Source organism: Variovorax sp. OK605 (assembly GCF_900115445.1).
Taxonomy (GTDB): domain Bacteria; phylum Pseudomonadota; class Gammaproteobacteria; order Burkholderiales; family Burkholderiaceae_C; genus Variovorax.
Map to the genome: position 1 here is coordinate 104,164 of NZ_FOWL01000005.1, position 25,144 is coordinate 129,307.

The 25,144-nt window shown below is 69.6% G+C and carries 29 protein-coding genes; 4 read left to right on the top strand and 25 right to left on the bottom strand.

Annotated elements, in window-relative coordinates:
- The first annotated feature begins 32 nt into the window (after window positions 1-32).
- On the top strand, window positions 33-1,337 hold the full coding sequence (locus BM013_RS14745; protein ID WP_093128270.1) for an NAD(P)/FAD-dependent oxidoreductase: 1,305 nt from the start codon (window positions 33-35) through the stop codon (window positions 1,335-1,337).
- Here the strand turns inward: BM013_RS14745 and BM013_RS14750 are convergent.
- The 22 genes from BM013_RS14750 to BM013_RS14855 all read right to left on the bottom strand — a co-directional run bounded on the left by BM013_RS14750 (window position 1,330) and on the right by BM013_RS14855 (window position 19,541).
- Window positions 1,330-1,620, bottom strand: coding sequence for a copper-binding protein (locus BM013_RS14750; RefSeq protein ID WP_093128271.1), 291 nt, complete (start codon window positions 1,618-1,620; stop codon window positions 1,330-1,332). The genes BM013_RS14745 and BM013_RS14750 overlap by 8 nt on opposite strands.
- A gap of 33 nt (window positions 1,621-1,653) precedes the next feature.
- Complete coding sequence (locus tag BM013_RS14755; protein ID WP_093128273.1) at window positions 1,654-2,109, bottom strand: DUF411 domain-containing protein; 456 nt, start codon at window positions 2,107-2,109, stop codon at window positions 1,654-1,656.
- 13 nt (window positions 2,110-2,122) lie between these two features.
- Window positions 2,123-3,553, bottom strand: a complete 1,431-nt coding sequence (locus BM013_RS14760) for a multicopper oxidase family protein (RefSeq protein ID WP_093128275.1) — start codon at window positions 3,551-3,553, stop codon at window positions 2,123-2,125.
- A gap of 1 nt (window position 3,554) precedes the next feature.
- The gene (locus BM013_RS14765; protein ID WP_177225475.1) at window positions 3,555-5,018 is read right to left on the bottom strand and encodes a TolC family protein; all 1,464 of its coding nucleotides are present in this window, start codon (window positions 5,016-5,018) and stop codon (window positions 3,555-3,557) included.
- A 137-nt stretch (window positions 5,019-5,155) separates the two neighbouring features.
- Window positions 5,156-5,569: a hypothetical protein gene (locus tag BM013_RS14770; protein WP_093128276.1), complete on the bottom strand. Its 414-nt coding sequence runs from the start codon at window positions 5,567-5,569 to the stop codon at window positions 5,156-5,158.
- 24 nt (window positions 5,570-5,593) lie between these two features.
- Window positions 5,594-5,872 carry a hypothetical protein gene (locus BM013_RS14775; RefSeq protein ID WP_093128278.1) on the bottom strand — a complete coding sequence of 93 codons (279 nt, stop codon included), beginning with the start codon at window positions 5,870-5,872 and terminating at the stop codon, window positions 5,594-5,596.
- Window positions 5,869-6,828 (bottom strand): glycerophosphodiester phosphodiesterase, encoded by a 960-nt coding sequence (locus BM013_RS14780; protein WP_371269117.1) that lies wholly within the window; start codon window positions 6,826-6,828, stop codon window positions 5,869-5,871. The genes BM013_RS14775 and BM013_RS14780 overlap by 4 nt, the downstream gene beginning before the upstream one ends.
- Window positions 6,829-6,881: 53 nt before the next feature.
- Complete coding sequence (locus BM013_RS14785) at window positions 6,882-7,424, bottom strand: DUF1439 domain-containing protein (RefSeq protein WP_177206435.1); 543 nt, start codon at window positions 7,422-7,424, stop codon at window positions 6,882-6,884.
- Between the two features lie 164 nt (window positions 7,425-7,588).
- Window positions 7,589-8,560, bottom strand: coding sequence for a M14 family metallopeptidase (locus BM013_RS14790; protein WP_371280113.1), 972 nt, complete (start codon window positions 8,558-8,560; stop codon window positions 7,589-7,591).
- 2 nt (window positions 8,561-8,562) lie between these two features.
- Window positions 8,563-9,543: a Bug family tripartite tricarboxylate transporter substrate binding protein gene (locus BM013_RS14795; RefSeq protein WP_093128284.1), complete on the bottom strand. Its 981-nt coding sequence runs from the start codon at window positions 9,541-9,543 to the stop codon at window positions 8,563-8,565.
- A 99-nt stretch (window positions 9,544-9,642) separates the two neighbouring features.
- Window positions 9,643-10,536, bottom strand: a complete 894-nt coding sequence (locus BM013_RS14800) for a LysR family transcriptional regulator (protein ID WP_093128285.1) — start codon at window positions 10,534-10,536, stop codon at window positions 9,643-9,645.
- A 21-nt stretch (window positions 10,537-10,557) separates the two neighbouring features.
- A complete protein-coding gene (locus BM013_RS14805; protein WP_093128286.1) occupies window positions 10,558-11,067 on the bottom strand; it encodes a GNAT family N-acetyltransferase in 510 nt (169 codons plus the stop codon).
- Window positions 11,068-11,096: 29 nt separating this feature from the next.
- Window positions 11,097-11,558 carry a P-loop nucleotide/nucleoside kinase family protein gene (locus tag BM013_RS14810; protein WP_093128288.1) on the bottom strand — a complete coding sequence of 154 codons (462 nt, stop codon included), beginning with the start codon at window positions 11,556-11,558 and terminating at the stop codon, window positions 11,097-11,099.
- 226 nt (window positions 11,559-11,784) lie between these two features.
- Window positions 11,785-12,564, bottom strand: a complete 780-nt coding sequence (locus tag BM013_RS14815; protein ID WP_093128290.1) for an amino acid ABC transporter ATP-binding protein — start codon at window positions 12,562-12,564, stop codon at window positions 11,785-11,787.
- Window positions 12,548-13,201, bottom strand: coding sequence for an amino acid ABC transporter permease (locus BM013_RS14820; protein ID WP_093128291.1), 654 nt, complete (start codon window positions 13,199-13,201; stop codon window positions 12,548-12,550). The genes BM013_RS14815 and BM013_RS14820 overlap by 17 nt, the downstream gene beginning before the upstream one ends.
- 19 nt (window positions 13,202-13,220) lie before the next feature.
- Window positions 13,221-13,883, bottom strand: a complete 663-nt coding sequence (locus BM013_RS14825; protein WP_093128293.1) for an amino acid ABC transporter permease — start codon at window positions 13,881-13,883, stop codon at window positions 13,221-13,223.
- A 15-nt stretch (window positions 13,884-13,898) separates the two neighbouring features.
- Window positions 13,899-14,699 (bottom strand): transporter substrate-binding domain-containing protein, encoded by an 801-nt coding sequence (locus BM013_RS14830; protein ID WP_093128294.1) that lies wholly within the window; start codon window positions 14,697-14,699, stop codon window positions 13,899-13,901.
- Window positions 14,696-15,496 (bottom strand): GntR family transcriptional regulator, encoded by an 801-nt coding sequence (locus BM013_RS14835; RefSeq protein WP_093128296.1) that lies wholly within the window; start codon window positions 15,494-15,496, stop codon window positions 14,696-14,698. Before BM013_RS14835 ends, BM013_RS14830 begins: the two co-directional genes overlap by 4 nt.
- Window positions 15,497-15,595: 99 nt before the next feature.
- A complete protein-coding gene (locus BM013_RS14840; RefSeq protein ID WP_093128298.1) occupies window positions 15,596-16,948 on the bottom strand; it encodes an MFS transporter in 1,353 nt (450 codons plus the stop codon).
- 33 nt (window positions 16,949-16,981) lie between these two features.
- Window positions 16,982-18,061 carry an MBL fold metallo-hydrolase gene (locus BM013_RS14845; protein WP_093128299.1) on the bottom strand — a complete coding sequence of 360 codons (1,080 nt, stop codon included), beginning with the start codon at window positions 18,059-18,061 and terminating at the stop codon, window positions 16,982-16,984.
- Window positions 18,062-18,264: 203 nt separating this feature from the next.
- Window positions 18,265-19,038, bottom strand: coding sequence for an SDR family NAD(P)-dependent oxidoreductase (locus tag BM013_RS14850; RefSeq protein WP_093128301.1), 774 nt, complete (start codon window positions 19,036-19,038; stop codon window positions 18,265-18,267).
- Complete coding sequence (locus BM013_RS14855) at window positions 19,035-19,541, bottom strand: ester cyclase (RefSeq protein ID WP_093128302.1); 507 nt, start codon at window positions 19,539-19,541, stop codon at window positions 19,035-19,037. The genes BM013_RS14850 and BM013_RS14855 overlap by 4 nt, the downstream gene beginning before the upstream one ends.
- Window positions 19,542-19,682: 141 nt before the next feature.
- Between BM013_RS14855 and BM013_RS14860 the strand changes: the two genes are divergently transcribed.
- Window positions 19,683-20,402 (top strand): Crp/Fnr family transcriptional regulator, encoded by a 720-nt coding sequence (locus tag BM013_RS14860; protein ID WP_093128304.1) that lies wholly within the window; start codon window positions 19,683-19,685, stop codon window positions 20,400-20,402.
- Window positions 20,403-20,443: 41 nt separating this feature from the next.
- Here the strand turns inward: BM013_RS14860 and BM013_RS14865 are convergent, their stop codons facing one another.
- Together BM013_RS14865 and BM013_RS14870 are read right to left on the bottom strand one after the other, a co-directional pair.
- Window positions 20,444-21,418, bottom strand: coding sequence for a Bug family tripartite tricarboxylate transporter substrate binding protein (locus BM013_RS14865; RefSeq protein ID WP_093128305.1), 975 nt, complete (start codon window positions 21,416-21,418; stop codon window positions 20,444-20,446).
- Window positions 21,419-21,461: 43 nt separating this feature from the next.
- Entirely contained in the window at window positions 21,462-21,902 is a 441-nt protein-coding gene (locus BM013_RS14870; protein WP_093128307.1) for an OsmC family protein, read from the bottom strand.
- Between the two features lie 287 nt (window positions 21,903-22,189).
- Here BM013_RS14870 and BM013_RS14875 point away from each other — a divergent pair, with 287 nt between their 5' ends.
- Window positions 22,190-23,887 (top strand): long-chain fatty acid--CoA ligase, encoded by a 1,698-nt coding sequence (locus BM013_RS14875; protein ID WP_093128309.1) that lies wholly within the window; start codon window positions 22,190-22,192, stop codon window positions 23,885-23,887.
- A 49-nt stretch (window positions 23,888-23,936) separates the two neighbouring features.
- On the opposite strand, the gene BM013_RS14880 is transcribed toward BM013_RS14875, so the two are convergent.
- Window positions 23,937-24,416 carry a tetratricopeptide repeat protein gene (locus BM013_RS14880; protein WP_093128310.1) on the bottom strand — a complete coding sequence of 160 codons (480 nt, stop codon included), beginning with the start codon at window positions 24,414-24,416 and terminating at the stop codon, window positions 23,937-23,939.
- Window positions 24,417-24,676: 260 nt separating this feature from the next.
- Here BM013_RS14880 and BM013_RS14885 point away from each other — a divergent pair, with 260 nt between their 5' ends.
- The gene (locus BM013_RS14885) at window positions 24,677-25,117 is read left to right on the top strand and encodes a thermonuclease family protein (protein WP_256221510.1); all 441 of its coding nucleotides are present in this window, start codon (window positions 24,677-24,679) and stop codon (window positions 25,115-25,117) included.
- Window positions 25,118-25,144: the final 27 nt, after the last annotated feature.

A 25,144-nucleotide genomic window follows, 5' to 3' on the forward strand; every position in this document is an offset into this window, starting at 1 on the left:
ATTATGGGACCGCACCCTCTACGATCTGCGGCATGACAGTTGCAAGAAGTTTCTCGGCCGGCGACACGCGCCGCCACGTGGTCGTCATCGGCGCGGGTGCCGTGGGCAGCGCCACCGCCGTCGAGGCGCTGCGCGCGGGCCTGCGCGTGACGGTGGTGGAGCCCGGCGAGCCGGGCGGCCCGCAGGCCACGAGCTACGGCAATGCGGGCTGGTTGTCGTCGCATTCCGTGGTGCCGCCCGCGTTGCCCGGCGCGTGGCGCAAGGTGCCCGGCTGGCTGGCCGACCCGCTCGGTCCGCTGGCCTTGCGCTGGCGCTACCTGCCGCGCGCCACGCCGTGGCTGCTGCGCTACCTGGCCTCCGGCTGGACCGAGGCACGCGTGCAGCGCACGGCCGATGCGCTGCGCGCGCTGCTGGCCGATGCGCCCGCGTTGCATGCCCAGCTGGCGGCCGAGGCCGGCGTGCCGCAGCTCATCGAGCAGCGCGGGCTGCTGCATGCCTACCGCTCGCGCGAGGAGTTCGAAGGCGACGCGCTGGGCTGGCGCGTGCGCGGGCGCGTCGGCATCCGGTGGGAGGAGTGGAACGACGACGAGCTGCGCCGCCGCGAGCCCGACCTTCACGCGCGCTACACGCTCGGCATCTTCGTGCCCGAGGCCGGACATTGCCGCAACCCTGGCGCCTATGTCGCCGCGCTGGCGCGGCACGCGCGCGATGCCGGCGCCGAGCGCATCGCAGCCCGCGCGACCGGTTTTCGCATCGAAGGCGGCCGGCTGCGCGCCGTGCGCACCGAAGCCGCAGAGATCGCCTGCGACGCCGCGGCCGTCTGCGCCGGCGCGCGTTCAGGCCTGCTGGCGGCGGCCGCCGGTTCGCCGGTGCCGCTGGAGTCGGAGCGCGGCTACCACGTGGTCGTCGAAGACGCCACCGCCGGCCCGCGCACGCCGACCATGGTGGCCGACGGCAAGCTCATCGCGCACTGGATGGACGGCGGCCTGCGCGCGGCCGGGCAGGTCGAGATCGGCGGGCTCGAGGCGGCACCCGACTGGCGCCGCGCGGAGATCCTGCACCGGCATCTGCAATCGATGTTTCCGGGGCTTGCGACAGTGGCGCCTGGCGTGCCTTCGCCTTCGGTCAAGCATTGGCTGGGCCACCGCCCGAGCATGCCCGATGGCTTGCCCTGCATCGGCCCGGCCGCCGCCAGCGCGGACATCGTGCTGGCTTTCGGGCATGGCCATGTGGGCCTGTGCGGTTCGGCGCGCACGGGGCGCGTGGCCGCGCAGTTGCTGGCCGGTGCGACGCCCGAAATAGCGACGACGCCGTTCGACCCGCGGCGCTTCAGTTGACGGGAGCGATCGACAGCACCGTCAACGCCCCATCGACCTTGTCCGCCGTGAACTGCACCTTGTCCCCCGGCTTCACCTGCGTGAGCAGCGCCGGGTCCTTCACGCGAAAGACCATCGTCATGCCGCTCATGTCGAGGTTGGGAATGTCGCCGTGCTTCAGCGTGATCTTCTTGGCGTCGGTGTCGACCTTGCGGACCTCTCCTTCGACGGATGGCAAGGCGGCCTGCGCGAACGCGGCGGCCGAGAGCAGGGCGGTGGAGAGGGCGATGGCGAGCTTTTTCATGGGTGATTTCCTTGGGTCGGGTTGCGGGTTGATTCAGCGATAGCTCTGGTAGACGCGGGTGCTGCCGTCGGTCAGCACGAGCAGCACGTCGTACGGGTCGCGCTGGTCGCCGTAGGCCGGGCCGTCCATGCCGGGTGAGCCGACCGGCATGCCCGGCACGGCGAGGCCCACGGCCTTGGGCTTTTCCTTGAGCAGGCGCTGCAGCTCGCGCGCGGGCACGTGGCCCTCGATGGCATAGCCGCCGACGAGGCCGGTGTGGCACGAGCCCAGCTTGGCCGGCATGCCGAGCCGGGTGCGCGCGGCGCCGTTGCCCTCGTCGTGCACGCGCGTGGCGAAGCCGTTCTTGTCGAGGTGCTTCACCCAGTCCTGGCAGCAGCCGCAGTTCGGGTCTTTCCAGATCTCGACCATCGGCGCGGCGGCCATCGCCGCGGTGGTGAATGGGGCGAGGGGCAGGCCGGCGGCCAGCGCCAGCAGGGTTCTTCTTTGCATGTCGAGGTTCTCCTCAGTGGTTGTGGGCGCCGTGCCCGGAGGGCTTGCGCACGGTGGCGTCGGTGGTGCCAGGGTGGTTGCGGGTGTCGCGGATGTCGCGGGTGTCGTTCGCCGATGGCACGGGCGCGTTGCGCGTGGCCGGCGGCACATTCGCCGCGCTGGCGTTCGGCACCTCGCGCGCCACCGTGCCAGGCGGGTGCTTGAACCAGCCCGGGTCGCGGTAGTCGCCGGGCTTCTGGTCGCGCCGCACCTTCAGCAGCGTGAACATGCCGCCCATCTCGGCCGAGCCGAAGGGGCCGGTGCCGGTCATCATGGGCAGCGTGTTGTCGGGAATGGGCATCTCCATCCCGCCCATGTCGGCCATGCCCTTGTCGCCCATCACCATGTAGTCGGGCACGAGCTTCCTGATCTTCTCGGCCACGCCCTTGTGGTCGACGCCGATCATGGTGGGCACCTCGTGGCCCATCGGGCCCATGGTGTGGTGCGCCTTGTGGCAGTGCAGCGACCAGTCGCCTTCCTCGTCGGCAATGAACTCCATCTGCCGCATCTGGCCCACCGCCACGTCCACCGACACCTCGGGCCAGCGCGCGGTGCGCGGCACGGGGCCGCCGTCGGTGCCGGTCACCTCGAACTCGTGGCCGTGGATGTGAATGGGGTGGTTGGTCATCGTGAGGTTGCCCACGCGGATGCGCACGCGGTCGCCCTTGCGCACGTTGAGCGTGTCGATGGCCGGGAACACGCGGCTGTTGAAGCTCCAGATGTTGAAGTCGGTCATGGTGTTGACCTTGGGCGTGGCGCTGCCGGGCTCCACGTCGAAGCTGCCGAGCAGGAAGCAGAAGTCGCGCTGCACCGGCTCGATCAGCGGGTGGCTCGCCTTCGGGTGCGTCACCCAGAAGCCCATCATCCCCATGGCCATCTGCACCATCTCGTCGGCATGCGGGTGGTACATGAAGGTGCCGGGCCGCCGCGCGCTGAACTCGTAGACGAAGGTCTTGCCCGGCGGAATGTGCGGCTGCGTGATGCCGCCCACGCCGTCCATGCCGTTGGGCAGGCGCTGGCCGTGCCAGTGCACGGTGGTGTGCTCGGGCAGCCGGTTGGTGACGAAGATGCGCACGCGGTCGCCCTCGACCACCTCGATGGTCGGGCCGGGCGACTGGCCGTTGTAGCCCCACATGTTGACCTTGAAGCCGGGCGCCATCTCGCGCACCACCGGTTCGGCGACAAGGTGGAATTCCTTGACGCCGGCGTTCATGCGCCAGGGCAGCGTCCAGCCGTTGAGCGTGACCACGGGGTTGTAGGGGCGGCCGTTGGGCGGTGCGAGCGGCGGGGCCGTCGCGGCCGAGCCTTGCGAGACGGGCTCGGGCAGCGCGGCCATCGACACGCGGCTCACCGTGGTGGCGGCCACGGCCGTGGCTGCGCCCGCGAAGAAGTTGCGGCGGTTCATGTCAATGGCCTCCCGCCGCGGGGGCGTCGCCGGCAGCGGCCGCGGCCGCGGTCTGCAGCGCCGTCATGCCGCCGGGCGAGCTGCCCGTGAGCACCAGTTGCAGGTCGGTGTCGGCCAGCCAGAAATCGCGCTGCGCCTCGATGCCCGCGTTCACCGCGAGCATGCTGGCGCGCGCCTCGCCCAGCAGCTCCCACACGCTCGCGAGCATGCCGTTGTAGCGCAGCACCATCTCCTCGTTGACCTTCTTGCGCAGCGGAAGCACCTCGTCACGGTAGCGCCGGGCAATGCCGTAGGCGGTGTTCCAGCCCTGCCAGGCTTCGTGCGCCTCGCTCGCGGCCAGCACGCCCACGTCGCGCACGCGCGCGGCCGACTGCAGGTACAGCGCCTCGGCGCGGCCGTTGCGCGCCTGGCCCCAGTCGAAGATGGGAATCGGCAGCGCGAGCTCGAAGCCGCGCTGCGTGCGGCGCGAGCGGTCGGCGCCGTTGTCGAAGGTGGTGTTGCGCGCCACGCCCAGCTCCATCGCGTTGATGACGCTGGTGGCGTGCGTGAGGCCGAGCGAGCCGGCCACGGCGGTGTTCTGCGCCTGCGCGGAACGCACGTCGAGCCGGTCGCGCAGCGCCAGCGCCTGCACGTCGCCGAGCTCGGGCGCGGCCTTGGGCAGCGGCGGCAGGCGGTCGGGCAGGGTGTAGCCGGCGGCGCGCTCGCCGCTCAGGCCCAGCAGCCGCGTGAGCTGTTCGCGCGAGGCCACGGCGGCCTGCTCGGCGCGCGCAAGCTGCGCGGCGGCGTCGGCCAGCAGCAGCTGTTCGCGCGTGCGCTGCAGCGCGCTCCAGTTGCCGGCCTGGGCCATGCGGTGCGCGAGCTCGGCGCCGGCTTCGGCCGCTTCCTTCGCGTCGCGCAGGTACACCGCGCTCTGCTGCGCGGCCACGGCGCGCACCCAGGCGCGGCGCGTGTCGGCGGCCAGCACCAGCACGCCTTGCGCGGCCTGCAGCTTGGCCGACTCGTGGCGCTGGCCGGCCCAGCGCGCCTGCCATGGCAGCGTGAGCAGGCCCACCACGTTGAAGCTGATCAGCCGGTCGATCTCGCGCTCGCTGCCTTCGGTGAGCCGGCCGAAGGCGAACACCGGGTTCGGCAGGCTCGCGGCCTGCACGCGGTCGGCGTCGCTCAGTTGCAGCGTGGCGAAGGCGTCCTGCACGCGCGGGCTGTTGAGCAGCGCGATGCGCACGGCCGCCTCGGCGTCCAGCGGCCGGGCCAGCAGCTCGTCGACGCGCTGCTGCGAGGCCGCGTCGAGCGCGCGCTGCGCCGTGGCGCCCGCCAGCAGCGGGTTGGCGCCGACCAGCGCCTGCACGTCGGCGCTGCCGCCGTCCGGCGAGAGGCTGGCGCAACCGGCCAGCACCGCCGCCGCGGCGAGCGCGGCGGCCGGTCTTGTGAATGAAAAAGGGCTGTTGCGCACGTCAGGCGTGCGCATGTCGCTATGTTTTTCATAGCGACGGATGCCGGCCAATGGCCAGCCAACAAAGGGGTTCACGCTCGATCTCCATGAGCAATACGATCAGCGCCGCGAGCCGGAACGGGCTCACCGCGGACGGACTACGGGCAGGGAGATCAGGAAATGGGTGGCTTCAGGCCCTGGGCGGGCTCTGCGCTGGCGAAGCGGGCCGTGCGTGCAGCGGGCGGCGCCTGGGGCGCGCCGTGCACGGTGTCGACAAGGGGCATGCCGCCGAGCGCCACCGTGTGGCAGACCTGGCAGGCGGTGCAGGTGCCGCAGCCTTGATGGTCGGCGCCGCCGGCATCGTGGTTGCCGTCATGGCCGGACATGTTCATGGCCGCGGTGTCGCCGGCACCCATCTCGCCCATCGCATCGTGGCAATGGGCTTCGGTGGCCGCGCCGGCCATCGAGACCGCAGTGGCGGCGGCTGCGGGCATCGAATGCCGCACCATCTCGACCGCCATCGCATCGCCGAGCCAGCCGCGGATGGGCAGCAGGGCGATCATGAGGGCGAGCAGCAGGGTGCGCATGGGGCCGGATGATAAACGCGGGTGCTAAGACACCCGCTGCGCGCGGGCCTTGTCCACCCACACCTGCAGGTTGTCGAGCAGGTCCTTCTGGCTGAACGAGCAGCTCTCCTCGCTGAACAGCGCGCTCGACTCCAGCCGGTCGAGCAGGCCCAGAAGCACCTCGCCGTAGCGCGGCGGCAGCGCGCCCAGCAGTTCGGTGCTGGCGCGGGCTTCGTTCGACAGCGTGGCAACGGCGCCGCCGCCGTCCGCGCGCAGCGCCGCGAGGCGCGCGGCGATGGCATCGAGTTGCTGCGCTGCGCTCATGGCGTGTTCTTCCCGGGTGGCGGCAGCGACAGCTCGCGCTCGCGCATCAGGTCGCGCAGCACGTCGGGGTAGTCCGTGATGATCCCGTCCGCGCCCGCGTCCATCAGCCGCAGCATGTCGGCGCGCTCGTTCACGGTCCAGGGCAGCACCTTCATGCCGAGCTTCTGCGCTTCCTTGATGACGGCGGGCGTCAGGTCGGCATGGGCCGGCGACCAGGTCACCGGGCCCGGCGCGTTGGCCGACGCGGCCCTCACCATCTGCGGCACCGACGCGAAGCTGCCCGCCTCGAGCCCGGCCGTCCACCGGCTGTCCTTCAGGGTGCGCGGCGTCGTGAGGTAGGCGCGCGGCATCTGCGGCGCGAGCTGGCCGACCAGCGCCAGCGTGCGCCAGTCGAAGCTCTGGATGGTCACGCGGGCGGCCATGTTCGCCTTGTCGATTTCCGCGAGCAGCGCGCGCACCATCGGCTCGGGCGCCGCTGTTTCAGCGGGTTTGGCCGGGTCGATCTTGGTCTCGATGTTGAAGCGCACCGTGGCGGCCTCGGCGCCGCGCGCCTGCACGCGCGCGAACAGCGCGGCCAGCGTGGGAATGCGCTGGCCGTCGCGCGGCTGCTGCAGCGCGAACTGCTTGCCGTAGGCGCTCGACGGGTTCAGGCGGCCCACGTCGTAGGTCTGCAGCTGCGCCAGCGTGAGCGAGCGGATCGCCGCGCCGCTCTTCGGCGCAAGCCATTGGCCGTTCGCGTCGCGCGTGTGGTCGGGGTTGAGCGAGGTGTCGTGCGAGACCACCACCACGCCGTCGGCCGTGAGCCCGATGTCGAGTTCGAGCGTGTTCACGCCCAGGTCGATGGCGTTGTCGAACGCCGCCAGCGTGTTCTCGGGCGCCAGCCCGCGCCCGCCGCGGTGGGCTTCCAGGTCGAAGTGCTGCCTGGCGGCGGGCGCGATGGAGGCGCAACCGGCCATGAGCAGGGCGACAGCGAAAGGAGCCAAAGAAGCGAATCGGGGAAGCGCGCTTTTCATTTGAGTTGGACCTTGATCCCGTTGTCCTGCACCGTGATGTCGCCGATCTCGTAGGTCTTGCGCCCGACCGTGAGCTCGTCGGCCGTGAAGCTGCGCAGCACCTGGCCTTGCAGCAGTTCCTGCGCCACCACCGCGCCCACGCGCTGCAGGCGTTCGGCGTCGCGGCCCTCCACGCCCTGCAGCTCGAGCCGTTCGGCCTTGGGCTGGTCCAGCCGCAGCGCGCGCGTGGCGGCGTCGTACTTCAGCGCGCTGCTGACCGACACCAGGCCCTGCACCGGCGAGGCCGCCAGCAGCGGGCTCGCGATGGTCAGCGTGGCCGTGATGGCGGCGCGGTTGGTGGCGGCGTTCAGGCCGAGCTGCGGGTCGCGCAGGCCGACCATGAAGATCTCGGCGTAGCGCTCGGCCACCGGAAAGCGCTTGGCGATCTGCGCCTGCAGCTCGTCGCGCGTGGCGGTGTATTCGCTGGTGAAGAAATTGAAGCCGGCCAGCGCCGCGAAGGGGGCTTGCAGAGCCGCGGCGCCCAGCAGCGCGCGCAGCATCCGACGGCGGGGAAAGTAGGGGGAGCTAGGGCGGATGTGCATACCGCCCAGAGCTTGCCACAGCCGGGGCGTTTCCCTGCCGCGCGTTGGAAAAACGCCGCGGCCTCAGGGCTCTGAGCGGCCGGCGGCGCGCATAGCTCAGACTGGCCGGCGGCGCGCGTAGCTCAGAGCGGCCTGCGGCGCGCGTAGCGCACCACCGTCACGCCCGGCTTGGCCTGGCGCGTCGAGGGCATCACCAGCACGCAGTCGTCGTACGGCGTGGCCACGGGTTCGCCGTCGTTCCAGCCGATCACGGTGCCGGCCTGCGCGATCACCTCCAGGCCGGTGAATGCCTTGGCGAAGCGGAAGTCCTCGCTGCGCGCGACCACCGGGCCGGTGACGTCGAGCGCCCATTGGCGCGGCGCATCGGGCTGCAGCCAACCGGGCAGCTGGTCGGCAATGGCCGCGTCGTCGAGCGTGCCGGCCGCGCGCAGGAAGCGCGCGCACTGGTCCTGCGCCACGGCTCGGCTGGCCGTGTCGCCGTGGAAGCCGCATTCGACCAGCAGCGCCAGCGCGTCGGTGGCCGGGTCGGCGTCGGGCGCGCCGAAGCGGCCGAAGTCGCGCATGCGCACGCCGTCCTTGTGGCCCGCGTCGATCACGATGTGCTCGGGGCTGCGCAGCTGCCGCGCCAGCGCCAGGTTGCGCGGCTGCATGCCGGTGAGCGTCAGCGGCGCGGAGGGCTCGTGCATCGAATGCAGGTCGAGCAGCCAGTCGGCCTGCGCCACGTGCGGCCGCAGCGCAGCGGCGCGGCGGCGTTCGCGCGTGCCGCCGGCTTCCAGGCGGTCGGTGGACCATTGGCGGTTGAGGTCTTCGTCCACGAAGCGCGAGGCGTCGTGGTCGGCGGGGTCGAAGCTGTCGAAGGCCTCGAGGTTGCACAGCGCCAGCGTGAGGCTGCCGCGCCGCGGGCGCACGCCGGCCTCCAGCAGGCCCTTGAGCGCCCAGGCGCCGCAGACCTCGTTGCCGTGCACCAGCGCGCTGATCATCACGTGGCGCCCCGGTTGCCCGGAGGCGAAATGCCAGACGCCCTCGGTGCCGGTGTTGCCGGCGCGCCAGGCCGAGATGTCGGGCGGGGGGAGTTCGAAATCGGACGCGGACAAGCTCATTCCTTGATGTTGGCGAATTGCACGATGTTCCGGTATTTGGCGGTTTCGGTGACGAGGAACCGCTCGATGTCCAACGGCGCCAGTGGGACGACCGAGCTGGTGGCTTCCATCTTCTTGCGGAAGTCGGGCGATTGCAGCGTTTCTTCGAGTGCCTTCTTCAGCCGTGCCAGCACCGGCGCGGGCAGCTTCGCTGGCCCCATCAGCGCGAACCACACGCCGATGTCCATGCGCTGCAGCGCCGGGGTTTCGCCGAGCGCGGGCAGGTCGGGCGTGATGGCCGAGCGCTTGGCCTCGGTGGTGCCCAGCGCCACCATCTTGCCGCTGCGGATGTAGGGCAGCGCACTGGACAGCACGAACACGCCGAAGTCGATGTTGCCGCCCAGCAGGTCGTTGGTGAGCGGCGCCACGCCGCGGTAGGGCACGTGCGTCATGAACACGCCGCCCTGCTGCTTGAGCATTTCGCCGGCCAGGTGCAGCGAAGTGCCCACGCCCGAGCTGCCGTAGCTGTACTTGCCGGGGTTCTTCTTCAGCAGCGCGAGGAATTCGCCCGCGTTCTTCACGCCCGCCGCGGGCACCGCCACCAGCACCAGCGGCTGCGAGGCGATCAGGCCGATCGGCGTGAAGTCTTTCTGCTCGTAGCGCACGCTGGCGTTCACCAGCTTGCTGATGGCGATCTCGTTGTTGGCGCCAACCAGCAGCGTGTAGCCGTCGGGCGCCGCATTGGCCACCTTCTGCGCGCCGATGGCGCCGCCGGCTCCGCCGATGTTGTCGACGATCACCGGCACGCCGAGGCGGTGCGACAGCTCCACGCCCAGCGCGCGCCCGGTCAGGTCGGTCGAGCCGCCCGGCGGGTAGCCGACTACCAGGGTGATCGGCTTGCTGGGGTAGCCGTCGGCGAAGGCGGGGGCGGCGGCCGATGCGGCAAGGCCGCACAGGGCCAGCGCAAGGCAGGAAGAAAAAGCACGGGGGAAACGCATCGTGGCCTCGGGGTTTTGAAGTGAACCCGCGAATTCTGCGAAGCCGTTCCCCGCTTCGTGGTGCCGTACTGGCACCAGTTGGTGCCGATTGGGCCCGGGCTAGCGGGCCGCCATGGCGCGCCACACGTCTTCGGCCAGCGTGCCGAGCCGGCGCTTGGGCCGGTACAGCCGCACCTCGAAGCGCACCTCCATGCGCCGCCCGCCCGTGGGCACCAGCCGGCCGGCCTTGCAGTCGGCCTGCACCATCGACCACGGCAGCCATGCCACGCCCAGGCCGCGCAGCACGTACTCATAGAGCGCGTCGGCCGAGTCGCACTCGATGCGGCGTTTCAGCCGTGGCGCGTTCGGGTTGTTGGCGAGCAGGTCTTCGACCAGCCGCCCCATGGCCAGCGTGCGCACGTACGAGAGAAAGGGCACCTCGCCGGGCGCGTCGAAGCTGTGCGCCGCGCGGCCCTGCGCGTCGGCGCGCGACACGGGCACCAGCTTGTCGGAGGCCACCGTGACGTGCGCGAACTGCCGCCCGTCGAGCCGGAAGGTCAGCGCCGAGTGATGAAAGATCAGCGAAAAGTCGACCTCGTTGTGCTCCAGCATGCGCACCGTTTCGGCCAGCGCGCCGGTCAGCACGCGCACCTCGCCGCCGCGCAGCACCGGTTGCAGCCGCACCAGCCAGTCGGCCATCACGGTGCGCGCCAGCGTGCGGCCCGTCACCAGCGTCACCGTGCGCGCCTCGCGCCCGGCCACGCTTTGCATTTCCTCGCGCGAACTCTCCACGCCGCGCACCATCTGGCCGGCGCTTTCCAGGAAGCTCTCGCCGGCGGGCGTGAGTGCCACCGGCGAGCTGCCGCGCTCGATGAGCGGCGTGCCGGCCCACGACTCCAGCGCGCGGATGCGGCGGCCGAAGGCGGGGTGCGTCACGTGGCGAAGCTCGGCCGCGCGCGTGAAGCTGCGCGTTTGCGCCAGCACGATGAAGTCTTCCATCCACTTGAATTGCATGGCGCGGCGCGGCTGAGGGTGTCAGTCGGCGAGCCGCGCCACGGGCAGCTCGAAGCGAGCAAAGGCACGCTCGCCCTTGTGGATCACGCTGTGCAGCACGAAGCCGTTGCGCTCGTACAGCGCGCGCAGCGGCGCGCGGTCGGCCACGCAGTCCAGCCGCAGGAAAGGGCGGCCCAGGCTGCGCGCGCGTTCGCGGGCAAAGTCCAGCAGCAGCGCCGGCACGCCGTGGCCCGCCCACGCGCGGCGCACCGCGAGCTTGTGCACATAGAGCGACGTGCCGCTCTCGATCTCGGGCCAGAAGTGCGCGTCTTCGAGGTCGAGGCGCACGACGCCGGCCACCTCGCCGTCCATCTCACCGGTCTTTCGCGCGATGAAGTAGCTGCCGGCGTCGGTGTCGCGCTGGATGCGCTCGGGCGCGATGTCGGCCGCCGACCACAGCGGCCGGCCTTCGGCGGCGATCCACTGGGCGGCTTCGTTCAACACGGCCGCGACGGTGGCGGCTTCGGTGGGCTTGGCTTGTTCGATCTGCATCGGGGCCAGAGCATAGCGGCGGCACGCCGTCAGGGGTGCCGGACCACGTCGAACCCTTCTTCCAGCGACGGCGCCGCGAAGTGGCTCGTGATCAGGTCGAACTGCGCATCCGTCGTCTCGAAAGGATGCGTGCCGCTTGCGTTGCGTGCGCGCAGGCGCTCCTTGCAGACCGCGTCGGGCACGTCCAGAAAGTGCAGCGTGTGCGCCGCGCCGGCGGCTTCGAAAATGCCGCGCATCCAGCTTCGGCTGCCCGCGGTGTTGGCGGGAAAGTCGAGCACCACGGACACGCCCGCCTGCAGCAAGGCCGCCACGTGGTCCGCCATGGCCTTCTTCAGGCGGCCCGAGCAGCGCACGTAGTCGCCAAGTTCGTGGATTTCGCCCGGGTACAGCGCGTCGAGCCATGCGTCTTCGCTGACGAGCACCGTGGCGGGCGCGGCGGCAAGTTGCCGCGTGAGCGTCGACTTGCCGGCGCCGATCTTGCCGCAGACCATGTGAAGCAGGGGTGTGTGCCTGGGTTTGGGTGTGGCTGTCAATTCGTTTCTCCTGGTGGTCGGCTTGGAACATGAACCCCAGGAAACGAAAAACCCGCCTCTTGGGGCGGGTCGTGTGGCGTGAACTTGTGGAACCGCGCGCTAACCCACCATCTTTGAGATGGTGCGAATAATCGACGCGTTCTGCAGGCAGGCCATGGGCCGAGGATAGCCCAGCTTCGCGCTTTCAGTCATGCAGCGACGACAGGAACTGCTTGAGCTCGGCCGTCTGCGGGTTGCCGAACAGCTCCGCCGGCGGTCCCATTTCGTGCACGCGGCCCTGGTGCATGAAGATCACGCGGTCGCTCACCTTGCGCGCGAAGCTCATCTCGTGCGTGACCATCAGCAGCGTCATGCCCTCGTCGGCCAGCGACTCCACCACGCGCAGCACTTCGCCCACCAGCTCGGGGTCGAGCGCGGAGGTGATCTCGTCGCACAGCAGCACGGCGGGCTCCATGGCCAGCGCGCGCGCAATGGCCACGCGCTGCTGCTGGCCGCCGGAAAGCTGGTCGGGCATGGCGTCGAACTTCTCGGCCAGGCCCACGCGCGTGAGCAGCTTGCGCGCCTGCGAGGCGGCTTCCAGCCCGCCGCGCTTTTTCACCAGCGTGGGCGCGAGCATCACGTTCTTGCCGACCGTGAGGTGCGGGAACAGGTTGAAGCTCTGGAAGATCATGCCCACGCGCTGGCGCAGCTCGCGCATGGCCATGGCGCTCTCGTGCAGCAGCGGCTTGCCGTCGACGGTGAGCGCGCCTTCCTGGAACACCTCCAGCCCGTTGATGCAGCGCAGCAGCGTGCTCTTGCCCGAGCCGCTCTTGCCGATGATGGCGATCACCTCGCCGCGCTTCACGTCCAGGTCGATGCCCTTGAGCACCTCGTTGGTGCCGTAGGACTTGCGCAGCGCGGTGATGCGAACGATGGGCGCGCCCACCGAGGTGGCGGGTTGTTGGGGTTCAAGCACGGCGGCCATGGGTTTTCCTCTCGAGGGTCTTGGCGTACAGGCTCACGGGGAAGCACAGCACGAAGTAAAGCAGGGCCACGCAGCTGAACACCACGAAGGGCTGGAAGGTGGCGTTCGAAATCATGCTGCCGGCCTTGGTGAGCTCGACGAAGCCGATCACCGACGCCAGCGCCGTGCCCTTGATCACCTGCACCAGGAAGCCGACGGTGGGCGCAATGGCGATCGTCACGGCCTGCGGCAGGATCACGTGGCGCATCTGCTCGCCGAAGCTCAGCGCCAGGCTGCCCGATGCTTCCCACTGGCCCTTGGGAATGGAGGCCACGCAGCCGCGCCAGATCTCGGCGAGAAAGGCGCTGGTGTACAGCGTGAGCGCCACGCTGGCCGCCGTCCACGCCGACACGTCGATGCCGAACAGCGCGATGCCGAAGTAGGCCAAAAACAGCTGCATCAGCAGCGGCGTGCCCTGGAAGAGCTGCACGTACAGGCCCACCGCCTTGTTCGCCACCTTGCCGCCGCGCAGCCGCAGGAACAGCAGCAGCGCGCCCACGATGCCGCCGCCGATGAAGGCGATGAGCGAGAGCACGACAGTCCAGCGCAGCGCCAGCAGCAGGTTGCGCAGGATGTCCCAGAGAGAAAAATCAGACATGGGTGGTGGCCTCTTGCGTTCAGCGACCGAAAAAGAACTTCGGCCCCGCCCAGTCGAGCAGCCGGCGCAGCGCGACCGACAGCGCCAGGTAGATCAGCGTGGCGACGATGAAGGCCTCGAAGGCGCGGAAGTTGCGGCTCTGGATCAGGTTGGCCGCGTAGCTCAGCTCCTCGGTCGAGATTTGTCCGCACACCGCCGAGCCCAGCATCACGATGACGATCTGGCTCACCATGGCGGGCCATACCTTCTTGAGCGCCGGCGGCAGCACCACGCGCAGGAACACCTGCGCCTTGCTCAGCGCCAGGCTCACGGCGGCTTCGATCTGCCCCTTGGGCGTGGCCTCGATGCCGGCGCGAATGATCTCGGTGGAGTACGCGCCCAGGTTCATCACCATGGCGATCACCGAGGCCACCTCGGGCGAGAGCTTGACGCCCGCGGCCGGCAGCCCGAAGAAGATGAAGAACAGCTGCACGATGAAGGGCGTGTTGCGGATCAGCTCCACATACGTGCCCACCACCAGCCGCAGCCAGCGCGGGCCACCGGAGCGCGCCCACGCGCAGAAGGTGCCCACGGCCATGCCCAGCACGGTGCCCACGGCCGTGAGGCCGACGGTCCATGCCACGCCGCGCAGCAGCAGCGGCCATTCCGACAGAACCGCCCCGAAGTCGAATTCGATGTTCATGGCCGCGCAGTTCGATCAGACGGGCAGGTCGCCAGCGGCCTTGCCCAGCCACTTCTTCGACATGGCGTCCAGGGTGCCGTCCTTCTTGGCGGCGGCGATGATCTCGTTGACCTTGGTCTTCAATGGGGTTTCGCCCTTGGCGACGCCGACGAAGCAGGGGCTGTCTTTCAGCAGCAGCTTGAACTCGGCGCTCACCTTCGGATTCTTGGCGAGCATGTCGCCGGCGACTGCCGCGCTGGTTGCGAGGGTTTGCGTCTGGCCGGCCACGAAGGCCGCGATGGTCGCGTTGTTGTCCTCGAAGCGGCGGTAGTCGACGTTCGACGGCGCCACCTTGTTCAGTTCCTGGTCTTCCATGGCGCCGCGCGTCACGGCGACGGTCTTGCCGGCCATGTCGGCGAAGCTGGCGAGCTTCATGCTCTTGGCCGCATACACGGCCTGGAAGAAGGGCGCATAGGCCGACGAGAAGTCGATCACCTTTTCGCGCTCGGGGTTCTTGCCGAGCGTGGAGATCACCAGGTCGGCCTTGCGGGTCTGCAGGTACGGAATGCGGTTGGCGCTGGTCACGGGCACCAGCTCGATCTTCACGCCCAGCTTGGCGGCGATGAGCTCGGCCATTTCCACGTCCAGGCCTTGCGGCTTCATGTTCTTGTCGACCGAGCCGTAGGGCGGGTAGTCGGTGGGCACGGCGATCTTGATGGTCTTGGCCTTGAGCACGTTGTCGAGTGCGTTCTGGGCCTGGGCGGCGCCGGCGGCGCCCAGCATGGCGATGGAAGCCACTGCGAGGGCGAGGTGGCGTTTGGACAGAGAGAAGGTCATAGCAGGGCTCCTAGGTAAGTCGAAGAATCAGGATCGGAATCGGAAGCGGAATCGGCGGATGGGACGGCCTTGCGGCGATCGGCTTTGGCTTTCGGCTTGGGCGCCGCGGCGGCGGTGTTGTGCAGCGGCGCCAGCGCGTCGCGCAGTTGCGCCAGCGGGTCGGTGGGCGCCTGCACGCGCAGCGCCGACTGCACCGTGCCGATGTGCGCGGCCATCAGCGCCTCGGCGCCGGCGTGGTCGCCGCGCTCCAGCGCCGCGACGATCTGCACGTGGTCTTCGCACGACTGCACCGCGTCGTGCGTGGACTGGTAGAGCATGGCGATCAGCGTGGTGCGCGCCGTGTAGTCGCGCAGCGTGTCGGCCAGCAGCGTGTTGCCCAGGCATTCGGCCAGGCACACATGGAAGTCGCCCAGCAGGAAGCTGCGGTTGCCGACGTCGCTTTCTTTCAGTGCGGCCTTTTCACGCTGGAGGTGCGCCTTCAGCTGGCGCAGGGCGGTCTTCTCGATTTTTCCGGTGCTGCCCGCGCTGCGGATCAAGCCCAGCTCGATGACGCGGCGCGCCTCGAAGGCCTCGCGCGCCTCGTCCTGCGAGGGCTCGATGACGAACCAGCCGCGCCGCGCGCTCACCGTGACGATGCCGCGCGCAGCCAGCCGCGTGAGCGCCTCCCGCACGATGGTGCGGCTGCAGTCGAACAGCATGGCCAGCTGCTGCTCACCCAGGCGCGAACCCGGCGCGAGCTTTTGCGCCATCACCGCTTCGACGATGCGTGCACTGATTTCGGATGCGGAGATGGCCATGGTCCTGCATACCAGCAGCTTCTGTGCCAACTGGTATGCAAGATGTGTGCACCGAAATGGATCATGGCCCCGGCGCGGGGCCCCCGCGATGGGGCGCGCTCAGCCTTTCGCGCCGCCCTTGCCGCGGCCCAGCGCGCTGGCCGGCAGTGCCACCAGCATGAGCAAGGCCGACAGCACCAGCGCGCCGCTCAGCACGTACAGGCTGGCGGTGAAGCCACCCGTCATGGTCTTGAGCGCCCCGACCATCATGGGCGCCACCAGCCCCGCGCTGCCGCCGATGGTGCTGATGAGCGCAATGCCCGCGGCCGCCGCGCTCTTCGACATGAAGGTGCCCGGCACCGACCACAGCACCGTGAACGCGGCCGAGATGCCCATCGACGCCAGCGCCAGGCACAGCACGGCGGCAACGGCGTTGTGCATGAAGAGCGTGGTGAGCGCCAGCCCGGCCGCGCCCACCACCGCGCTCAGCGCGAAGTGCCAGCGGCGCTCCTTGCGCCGGTCGGAGCGGCGCCCGATGACGATGTTGGCCGCAATGCCCGCCGCCGCCGGAACGACCGCGTAGAAACCGATCTGCAGCACGCTGAGCCCCATCGACTTCAGGATGGTCGGCTGCCAGAACGAGAGCGCGTAGATGCCCAGGATGATCAGGAACGACATGAACCCGATCAGCCACACCCGGCCATCGCGCATCGCCGCGCCGAAGGTGTGGCGCTCGGTGGCGCCGTGGGCGGCCTGGTCGTCGGCCAGCAGACGCGCCACGCGCTGCTTTTCGGCAGGCGACAGCCATGGCGCCTGCGACGGGCTGTTCGACAGCCAGCGGAACGCCGCGAGGCCCAGCAGCACGCTCGGCACCCCTTCGAGCAGGAACAGCCACTGCCAGCCGCGCAGCGACATCGCGCCGTCGAGGTAGGTCATGGTGAGCCCGGCAATCGGCCCTGCCACGATGGGCGCGGCACCGAAGGCCATGAAGAACAGCGCCATGGCCTGCGCGCGCCGGTGCGAGGGGAACCACAGCGTCAGGTAGAACAGCACGCCCGGTGCAAAGCCCGCCTCGAACACGCCGATGAGAAAGCGCAGCACGTAGAACTGCGTGGGCGTGGTGGCGAACATCATGGCCGCCGACGCCAGGCCCCACAGGCCCATGATGCGCAGCAGGGTCGCGCGCACGCCGATCTTCGCGAGCATCAGGTTGCTCGGAATCTCGAACACGGCGTAGCCGATGAAGAAGATGCCCGCGCCCAGGCCGAACACGGCGTCGCTGAACCCCAGCTGTTCCTTCATCTGCAACTGGGCATAGCCGACGTTGGTGCGGTCGAGGTAGTTCAGCACGTAGCAGGCGCACAGCAGCGGCATCAGCCGCCAGGTGATCTTGCGGAAGAGGGCGGTGTCGTCGCCGGTGGTGGCCGGCGTCGGCGTCCTGGTGCTGGCGTTGTCGAGGGTGGCGGTGTTCATCGGTTGTCTCTTTCTTGTTGTTGCTGGCGACCTTCAGGCGCCGGCGAGCACCGGCGTGCCGAAGCGCGTCTCGCCCCACAGGTGGCTGGTGGGCGCGCCCGGAAAGAGCCAGTGCGGCGAGCACTCGCTGGACGGCACCACGTTGCTGAACCCGTGCGCGGCGGAGGTGCCCGCGAGCGTTTTCTCCAGCACCATCGACAGGTACTGGTCGTTGCTGCTTTCCTGCGTGTTGCCGTTCAGGATCACTTCGGCGCCCGTGGCCTGTGCGTAGCGCCGAATGCCGTTGTGGCGCGACAGCAGTGGTGCCCAGCTGTCGGCCGACACACCGTTCTCGCTGCTCACGCGCAACCCGTCGGCGGTGCGGTAGACCAGCGAATGGTTGCCCTCGGTATGGCCCGGCGTGTGCACCAGCGCGAGGCCGCGGCCCAGCTGGATGCTGCCGTCGAAGGCGACGACACGCCCGGGGGCCACGCCGTCGAGCCCGTGCGGGCAGTACCACTCGGCCTGCACTGGCAGCAGTCCTTGCACGTTCGCGAGTTCCTGTCGATGCACCAGCAGCCTGGCGTTCGGCAGCAGCCCGGGCGCGCCCGCGCTTCCGAGCCAGCGTCGCACGTCCTGCGTGTGCAGGTGGTCGTAGGTGATGTAGTCCACTTGCTCCGGCGCCACGCCACAGCTCGCCAGCGCCTGCGGCACGGTCTGGTAGATCGGCGCGATGGTCTTGTGCAGGAACCTGGGCGTCTGCTCGCTCAGGCGCTTGAAATAGGGCGTCTCGTTGCCGGCCTCGAAGTCGGCGGGCGTGAAGAGCAGCGTGCGCAGCCGGCCTTCGAAGTCGTCGTACTGGATCAGCGTGGTGCGCGCCAGCAAGTGCACCATGTGCGGCTTGAGCAGCTGTTGCGAGTACACGCCGGTGAAGGCGAACCACGCGGGGTAGGGAATGCGCAGCAGGTTGAAGCTGCGCGCGAAGCGAACGGGCGGGGCGTCCAGCAGTTGTTCGCGCAGCGCCTCGGCACCATGGCGGATGGCGCGCAGGCGGTCTTGCGGCATGGCGGCGGTGCGGGTGCCGTCGAAGTGCGGCAACTGGGCGAAGCCGGTCGGCTCTGGGTCTCGGATCATGATCGTCTCCTGGAAATGAATGCTTGTTCTTTGGATCGATGTGCTTGGAGGCATTCGGGGAGCGCTCACGCCGACGGGGTACCTTGCTCCGCGAATGTCCCCCGGCCTGCGGCCTCCTCCTTTATTTCGCTGCGCAAGGCACCCCATCGACGTGAGCGTGTTCGGAGCTCTGGTTGATCGGCGAGCACTCCGAACGGCTCCCTTCAGTACATCGACCGCCCCCCAGAAATATCGAACACAGCGCCCGTACTGAAGGAGCAGTCGTCAGAAGCAAGCCAAGCAGCCATGGCAGCCACCTCATCGACCTCGACAAAGCGCCCCATAGGCACACGCGACAAGAGCGCGGTGCGCAACTGTTCACGGTGCTCGGCAGGTACAGCCGCGAACACCTCGGTGTCGGCGGCCGACGGCGTGATGCAGTTCACCAGCACGCCCGCCGACGCCAGCTCCTTGCCGAGCGACTTGGTCAGCGCGATGAGCCCCGCCTTCGACGCCGAGTACGCGGCGTTGAAGCCGTTGCCTTCCTTGCCCGCGACCGATGCGATGTTGACGATGCGCCCGCGCCGCTGCGCGAGCATCACCGGCGCCACCGCGCGGCAGCACAGCCACGCGCCCGTGAGGTTGACGTCGAGCACGTTGCGCCACTGCGCGGGCGTGTGCTCCCACGCCGGCACCGTGGGCCCGAGCACGCCCGCGTTGTTGACGAGGATGTCGATGCCGCCGAAGCGCTCCTGCGACTGCGAGGCCGCACGTGCGATCTGCGCTTCGTCGCGCACATCAACAAGCTCGGCGCTCACCGTGCCGAGCGGGGCGAGCGCCTGCTGCGCGCCGGTGAGCAACGCCGCGTCGAGGTCCCACAACGCCACGCTCGCGCCGGCCGCCAGGTAGCGCCGCGCGATGGCCAGCCCGATGCCGCGCGCACCGCCCGTCACGATGGCGTGGCGGCCGTTCAGCGCGTCGTTGCGCAGGGCGGTCATGCCGCGGCTGCTTCGGCGGCAGGGGCCGGTGCGGGTTGGCCCAGCAGGCTGCCCACGAGCGCGCCGACCTGTGCCGCCGGCACGCCGACCAGCAGTTGCCGCAGCATCGTGAGGGTGTCGAAGTACACGCGCTCGCACACCAGCCGGTCGCCCTCGAAGATGAAGAAGGCGTTCATGCGGCAGCGAAAGCTGTTGCCCGTGGGCGGAATGCCCTTGAGCGGGCCGCGGTGCGTGCCGAGCAGCCAGAACTCGACGATGACCGAGTCTTCGGCATGGCGCAGCTGGATGATCTCGTGGCGCTGGTCCGGAAAGGCGCGGCGCGTGTCGATGTAGTACTGACGCACGTCCGCGATGCCGTCGTGCACCTCGCCGCTGGGAATCAGCTCGTAGTGCGGGTGCGGAAAGGTGCCGAGCACGGCGTCGAAGTCCTGCCGCGTCTCGTCGGCGAAATGGTCGAGCACGAGGCGCTCGCGGCGGGCTTGAAGTTCGGTGGGGGCGTTCATCGGGGTGTGCTCCATGTGACAGTGAATGGCAGGGCCTCGGGTTGCTGCGAATGCGCCGCACCGGGCTCGCTGCGTACTATCGGCACGCCCCACAAACAAGACTGTCCGGTGTTGGCAATCGCCGCTACGGACAAACCCGCGATGCCACGCACGCCCACGCCACAGAGCCACACCGAGCCGGACGCACAGCCCTCACCCGTGCACAACAGCGACATGCGCCTGGCCGACGACGTGCAGCAGCGCCTGCTCGCGGTGGCGCACCGGCGCACGCTGGCGCGCGGGGAGTCGCTGTTTCACAAGGGCTCGTCGCCCGATGCGCTGTTCGGCGTGGTCGGCGGCTCGCTGCGCGTGAGCGTGGTGGCGCCGGGCGGGCGCGAGGCGGTGATCGCCATGCTCGAGCCCGGCCACTGGTTCGGCGAGGTGTCGCTGCTGGTGGGGCGCGAGCGCGTCTACGACACCTGCGCGGTCGACACGACCGAGATGGCCGTGGTGGCGGCGGCCGACTTCCACCGCCTGGTGGCCGAGCATGCCGATGTGCACACGGCCTTCACGCGGCTGGTGTGCCTGCGGCTGCGCCAGGCGCTGGCGTGGATCGACGACGTGATCCTGATGCCGCTGCCCGTGCGGCTCGCGCACCGCCTGCTCACGCTCGATGCGCACGGCCAGGGGCCGGGGGAGGGCGGCGGCACGCTGCTGGGCGTGTCGCAGGAAGACCTGTCGTTCATGCTCGGCGTGTCGCGCCAGAGCGTGAACCGGCAGCTCAAGCTGTGGGAAGAAGACGGCACGCTGCGGGTGCGCTACCGCAGCATCGAGCTGCTGAGCCGCGCGCAGCTGGAGCGGCACGCGGCCACGCCGAACTGATCACGGGTGGCAGGCTGCGGCGGGGGGCGATGGGCCTCGCGTCAGTCCATCCGCGCGCCGGAAGCCTTCACCGCCTGCTCCCAGCGCGGCGTTTCCGTTGCCAGGAAACGCGCGAAATCCTCGCTGCCCAGGAAGGCCGGGTCGGCGCCTTGGCTCACCATGCGGTCGCGCACCTCGGGGCTGTTCAGCACCTGCCTGAAGGCGTCGCTGAGCCTGGCGACCACGTCCTTGGGCGTGTCCTTCGGCGCCAGGAAGCCGTAGAAGCCCACCACCTCGAAGCCCTTGAAGCCGGACTCGATCACGGTCGGCACGTCGGGCAGGGCGGGGTTGCGCTCGCGGCTGGTCACGGCCAGCGCGCGCACCTTGCCCTGCTTGTGATAGTTGGCGGCCTGCGGAATCGACTCGGCCATGAACTGCACCTGCCCGCCCATCAGGTCGGTGAAGGCCGGCGCGCTGCCGCGGTAAGGGATGTGCACCATGAACAGGCCCGTGGCGGTCTTGAACATCTCGGGCACCAGGTGGCTGATGCCGCCGTTGCCGGCCGAGCCGTAGTTGACCTGGCCGGGCCGCGCCTTGGCGTAGTCGACGAACTGCTTGAGGTTCTGCACCGGCAGCTTGGGCGTGACCAGCAGCGCCAGCGGCTGCATGGCGGTGCGCGCAATGGGCACGAAGTCGCGCTGCGTGTTGTAGGGCAGCTTGCTGTAGAGCGCGCCGTTGATCACGGCCACGCCGGTGTTGGACAGCATCAGCGTGTAGCCGTCGGCCGGGCTCTTGGCGACCGCGTCGGCGCCCACCGAACCGCCCGCGCCGGGCTTGTAGTCGACGATCAGCGGCTGGCCCAGCACGGCCTGCAGCTTGTCGGTGAGCAGGCGCGCGTGCTGGTCGAGCGGGCCGCCGGCCGGAAAGCCGATGACGACCTTGATCGGCTTGTCGGGGTAGGCCGCCCACGCGGGTGCTGCCGCGCTGCCGACGGCCAAGGAAAAGACCGCGAGCGCGGTCCGGATGGGGGTGTTCATGATCCGTCTCCTTTTTATTGGGAGACGATCATAAGCAGCGGGGTCAGCTGGCCAGCGTGGCCTTCAGCGTGATCTCGGGCACGCTCGCCAGCGCCTTCGACAGCGGGCAGCCGGCCTTGGCGGCGGCCGCGATCTGCTGGAACTTCGCCTCGTCGAGGTTGGGCACGGCGGCGTCCAGCTCGAGCTGGATGCGGTCGATCTTGAAGCCGTCGCCGTCCTTGGCCAGGCGCACGGCGGCCTTGGTGTCGATGCGGGTGGCGGCGAGGCCGGCCGCCTCGAGCGCGAAGGCGAAGGCCATGGTGAAGCAGGCGGCGTGCGCCGCGCCGACGATTTCCTCGGGGTTGGTGCCGCGCTTGTCGTCCCCGAAGCGGCTCGCGAAGCCGTAGGGGTAGTCTTTCAGGGCACCGGTCTCGGTGCTGATCTGGCCCTTGCCGGTCTTGCCGGCGCCTTCCCAGTGAACGCTTGCGTGCTTGTCTGCTGCCATGTCGATTCCTTCGGTGCGGGTGGTGGTTGGAGGGAACGGCAGGTATCGCCCAGAAACCGCTGGCTGTCTGTAGTCGCACGGCGCGTGCGGGGTCGACCGGAAGGGGGAGGGGCGGTTGCGCTGGAAGTGAGAAAAAAGGGCGTCACCTTGGCGACGTTCCGGGGGCTTCCCCGATGGGAGCGGCGGCCGTGGCGGCTTAGGCTGGCGGGCAATCGCCTTGCGGCGTTTTTTGCCGTTTTGCCTTTCTTCGTTCCTCCCGCTTTCCCTTTTCCCCGCCTGTTCTCACCATGCAACCACGCCCGCATTACAAGTTCTGGCCCAAACGCCTCCCGCATTCGATCACCGTCCCCGCCACCTCCCTCTGGCACAACCTGGCCACCTCGGCCGCGCGCTACCCCGACAAGCCCGCGCTGGTGTTCTTCGGACGGGTGCTCAGCTACCGCGAGTTCGCGGACCAGGCCGAGCGCCTGGCCGGCGCGCTGCATGCGCTGGGCGTGCAGCGCGGCGACCGCGTGATCCTGGACATGCAAAACTGCCCGCAGCTGGTGATCGCGCATTTCGCGATCCTGCGCGCCAATGCGGTGGTGGTGCCGGTCAACCCGATGAACCGGGCCGAGGAGCTCAAGCACTACATCACCGACCCCGACGCCAAGGTGGCCATCATCACCGGCGACCTGGCCGGCGAGCTGGCCAAGGCCAGCAACGCGTTGCCGCCCGGGCAGCGGCTCGCCCACATGATCGTGACCCAGTTCACCGACGCCTTCGACGCCGGCGTGTCGGGCGAGGACGCCCCGGCACCGGCCTGGAAAGACTGGCTCACCACCCGCCACCCGCTGCCCGCGCTGGAAGGCGGACAGGCGCTGGCCTGGACCGACGCGCTGGCCGCGGGCCACCCGGCGCCCGCGCACGTGGTGGGCGCCAACGACATGGCGCTGCTGCCCTACACCAGCGGCACCACCGGCCTGCCCAAGGGCTGCGTGCACCACCATTCGAGCCTGATGCACAACGCGATGGCCGGCCAGCTGTGGGGCGGGTCGACCTCGGAGGCGGTGGTGCTGGCCGTGGTGCCCATGTTCCACATCACCGGCGTGGTGAGCATGATGCACACGGCGGTGCTGGCGGCGGCCACGCTGATCATCATGCCGCGCTGGGACCGCGACGTGGCCGGCCGGCTCATCTCGCGCTGGAAGGTCACGGCCTGGACCAACATCCCGACCATGGTCATCGACCTCATGGCCAGCCCGAACTTCGCGAGCTACGACCTGTCGAGCATGAACTACATCGGCGGCGGCGGCGCGGCCATGCCGCAGGCCGTGGCGCAGCGCCTGTTCGAGCAGTACGGCCTGAAGTACCAGGAGGGCTACGGCCTGACCGAGACCGCCGCGCCCTCGCACACCAACCCGTCGGACAACCCCAAGCAGCAATGCCTGGGCATCCCGTTCATGAGCACCGACGCGCGCGTGGTCGACCCCGACACGCTGGCCGAGATGCCCATCGGCGAGTCGGGCGAAATCATCATCCACGGCCCCGAGGTGTTCCAGGGCTACTGGAAGCGCCCCGACGCCACCGCCGCAGCGTTCGTCGAGTTCGAGGGCAGGCGCTTCTTCCGCTCGGGCGACATGGGCCGCATGGACGAGGACGGCTACTTCTTCATCACCGACCGCCTGAAGCGCATGATCAATGCGAGCGGCTTCAAGGTGTGGCCGGCCGAGGTCGAGCTGCTGATGTTCCGCCACCCCGCGATCCAGGAGGCCTGCGTCATCTCGACCAAGGACGCCTACCGCGGCGAGTCGGTCAAGGCCGTGGTGGTGCTGCGCCCCACGCACAAGGACACCACCGAGCAGGAGATCATCGACTGGTGCCGCGAGAACATGGCGGTCTACAAGATCCCGCGCAAGGTGCAGTTCGTCGACGCGCTGCCCAAGAGCGGCAGCGGCAAGGTGATGTGGCGGTTCCTGCAGGACGACGAGAACGCAGCGAAGTGAGGCCAGGGCTGGCCCTAGTCGACGGTGCTGGCGGTGGCCGGCGGGCCCCTCACTTTCGGCCCAGAGATTTCAGGAGCTTCCCCGCTTCCTTCTTCCCGTCCACGCTGACATGCGAGGCGGCCACCGCCTTCGTCAGGTAGTCGACCACCTTGCGGTGGTTCTGGTTCGGGCCTTCCCAGAGGAAGAGGCGGCCGAGTTCGAGTGCGGCGTCGCCGTCGCCCTGCGCGTAGGCGCGCTCGAACCAGAAGCGGGCCCAGCGGAAGTTGCCTTCGTCGCGGTAGCAGATGGCCAGGTTGGCGCAGCCCGCGATGTCGCCGGCCTTGGCGGCCTTGCGGTACCAGTCGCGCGCGGCGGCGCTGTCCTGCTTCACGCCGATACCGTGGTCGAGAAAGTAGCCGACGCTGTTGAGCGCATGGGTCTCGCCCGCGGCCGCCGCCTTGAGGAACAGCGACAGTGCCTTCTTGTGCGCGCCGGCGTCCCACGCGTCGTTTGCCGCGAAAAACCAGTCGTCCTGGGTGGGTTCCTGCATATGAGGTGTCTCCTTCGAAGCGCGGTTCGCAAGAAAGAAAAAGTCTGTGTCCCGATCCCTCCGGGCGTGCGGATCACTTAGCCTCGATCGGTCCGGCCATTCTGCCTATCTCCGGCTCCTTCATGCACTTTCGCGCGCTACTTTCCCTTCGCTCCCTTCGCTCCCTTCGCTCCCTTCGCTTCGTTGTCTCCGTTTCCGGCCTTCTGGCTTTCTCCCTCTTCCCCGCGCTCTCCCAGGCCGCACCGCGCTCCTGCCTGGTCGTGGGCATCAGCGACGGCGACACGCTCACCGCGCGCTGCGGACGCATCGGCGCCTACGAGCGCGTGAAGGTCCGCATCGCCGCCATCGACGCGCCCGAGAAGGCGCAGCCCTACGGCCAGCGCAGCAAGCAGGCGCTCAGCGACATCTGCTTTCAGGAGAAGGCGCTCATCACCCAGATCGACACCGACCGGTACGGGCGCACCGTGGCCGACGTGAGCTGCAACGGCGAAGACGCCGGCAGCCGCATGGTGGCCGACGGCTGGGCCTGGGTGTACGACTACAACCGCCTGGCCACCAAGCGCGGCGGCGGCCTCTTCAAGCTGCAGGACAGCGCGCGCGGGCGGCACCTGGGCCTGTGGGCCGACTCGAAGCCCACGCCGCCCTGGGACTGGCGCAAGCGCCAGCGCAACGAGCAGCCGCACTGGGGCAGTTTCTTCTGAGCGCTTGAGCTTCCGGCCCCTCGAGGC

Bases quoted from the DNA above. Each gene is read 5' to 3' on its own strand.
- BM013_RS14745 (WP_093128270.1), top strand. From the start codon at position 33: ATGACAGTTGCAAGAAGTTTCTCGGCCGGCGACACGCGCCGCCACGTG.
- BM013_RS14750 (WP_093128271.1), bottom strand. From the start codon at position 1,620: ATGAAAAAGCTCGCCATCGCCCTCTCCACCGCCCTGCTCTCGGCCGCC.
- BM013_RS14755 (WP_093128273.1), bottom strand. From the start codon at position 2,109: ATGCAAAGAAGAACCCTGCTGGCGCTGGCCGCCGGCCTGCCCCTCGCC.
- BM013_RS14760 (WP_093128275.1), bottom strand. From the start codon at position 3,553: ATGAACCGCCGCAACTTCTTCGCGGGCGCAGCCACGGCCGTGGCCGCC.
- BM013_RS14765 (WP_177225475.1), bottom strand. From the start codon at position 5,018: ATGCGCACGCCTGACGTGCGCAACAGCCCTTTTTCATTCACAAGACCG.
- BM013_RS14770 (WP_093128276.1), bottom strand. From the start codon at position 5,569: ATGCGCACCCTGCTGCTCGCCCTCATGATCGCCCTGCTGCCCATCCGC.
- BM013_RS14775 (WP_093128278.1), bottom strand. From the start codon at position 5,872: ATGAGCGCAGCGCAGCAACTCGATGCCATCGCCGCGCGCCTCGCGGCG.
- BM013_RS14780 (WP_371269117.1), bottom strand. From the start codon at position 6,828: ATGGCCGGTTGCGCCTCCATCGCGCCCGCCGCCAGGCAGCACTTCGAC.
- BM013_RS14785 (WP_177206435.1), bottom strand. From the start codon at position 7,424: ATGCTGCGCGCGCTGCTGGGCGCCGCGGCTCTGCAAGCCCCCTTCGCG.
- BM013_RS14795 (WP_093128284.1), bottom strand. From the start codon at position 9,543: ATGCGTTTCCCCCGTGCTTTTTCTTCCTGCCTTGCGCTGGCCCTGTGC.
- BM013_RS14800 (WP_093128285.1), bottom strand. From the start codon at position 10,536: ATGCAATTCAAGTGGATGGAAGACTTCATCGTGCTGGCGCAAACGCGC.
- BM013_RS14805 (WP_093128286.1), bottom strand. From the start codon at position 11,067: ATGCAGATCGAACAAGCCAAGCCCACCGAAGCCGCCACCGTCGCGGCC.
- BM013_RS14810 (WP_093128288.1), bottom strand. From the start codon at position 11,558: ATGGTCTGCGGCAAGATCGGCGCCGGCAAGTCGACGCTCACGCGGCAA.
- BM013_RS14815 (WP_093128290.1), bottom strand. From the start codon at position 12,564: ATGGCCGCCGTGCTTGAACCCCAACAACCCGCCACCTCGGTGGGCGCG.
- BM013_RS14820 (WP_093128291.1), bottom strand. From the start codon at position 13,201: ATGTCTGATTTTTCTCTCTGGGACATCCTGCGCAACCTGCTGCTGGCG.
- BM013_RS14825 (WP_093128293.1), bottom strand. From the start codon at position 13,883: ATGAACATCGAATTCGACTTCGGGGCGGTTCTGTCGGAATGGCCGCTG.
- BM013_RS14830 (WP_093128294.1), bottom strand. From the start codon at position 14,699: ATGACCTTCTCTCTGTCCAAACGCCACCTCGCCCTCGCAGTGGCTTCC.
- BM013_RS14835 (WP_093128296.1), bottom strand. From the start codon at position 15,496: ATGGCCATCTCCGCATCCGAAATCAGTGCACGCATCGTCGAAGCGGTG.
- BM013_RS14840 (WP_093128298.1), bottom strand. From the start codon at position 16,948: ATGAACACCGCCACCCTCGACAACGCCAGCACCAGGACGCCGACGCCG.
- BM013_RS14845 (WP_093128299.1), bottom strand. From the start codon at position 18,061: ATGATCCGAGACCCAGAGCCGACCGGCTTCGCCCAGTTGCCGCACTTC.
- BM013_RS14850 (WP_093128301.1), bottom strand. From the start codon at position 19,038: ATGACCGCCCTGCGCAACGACGCGCTGAACGGCCGCCACGCCATCGTG.
- BM013_RS14855 (WP_093128302.1), bottom strand. From the start codon at position 19,541: ATGAACGCCCCCACCGAACTTCAAGCCCGCCGCGAGCGCCTCGTGCTC.
- BM013_RS14860 (WP_093128304.1), top strand. From the start codon at position 19,683: ATGCCACGCACGCCCACGCCACAGAGCCACACCGAGCCGGACGCACAG.
- BM013_RS14865 (WP_093128305.1), bottom strand. From the start codon at position 21,418: ATGAACACCCCCATCCGGACCGCGCTCGCGGTCTTTTCCTTGGCCGTC.
- BM013_RS14870 (WP_093128307.1), bottom strand. From the start codon at position 21,902: ATGGCAGCAGACAAGCACGCAAGCGTTCACTGGGAAGGCGCCGGCAAG.
- BM013_RS14875 (WP_093128309.1), top strand. From the start codon at position 22,190: ATGCAACCACGCCCGCATTACAAGTTCTGGCCCAAACGCCTCCCGCAT.
- BM013_RS14880 (WP_093128310.1), bottom strand. From the start codon at position 24,416: ATGCAGGAACCCACCCAGGACGACTGGTTTTTCGCGGCAAACGACGCG.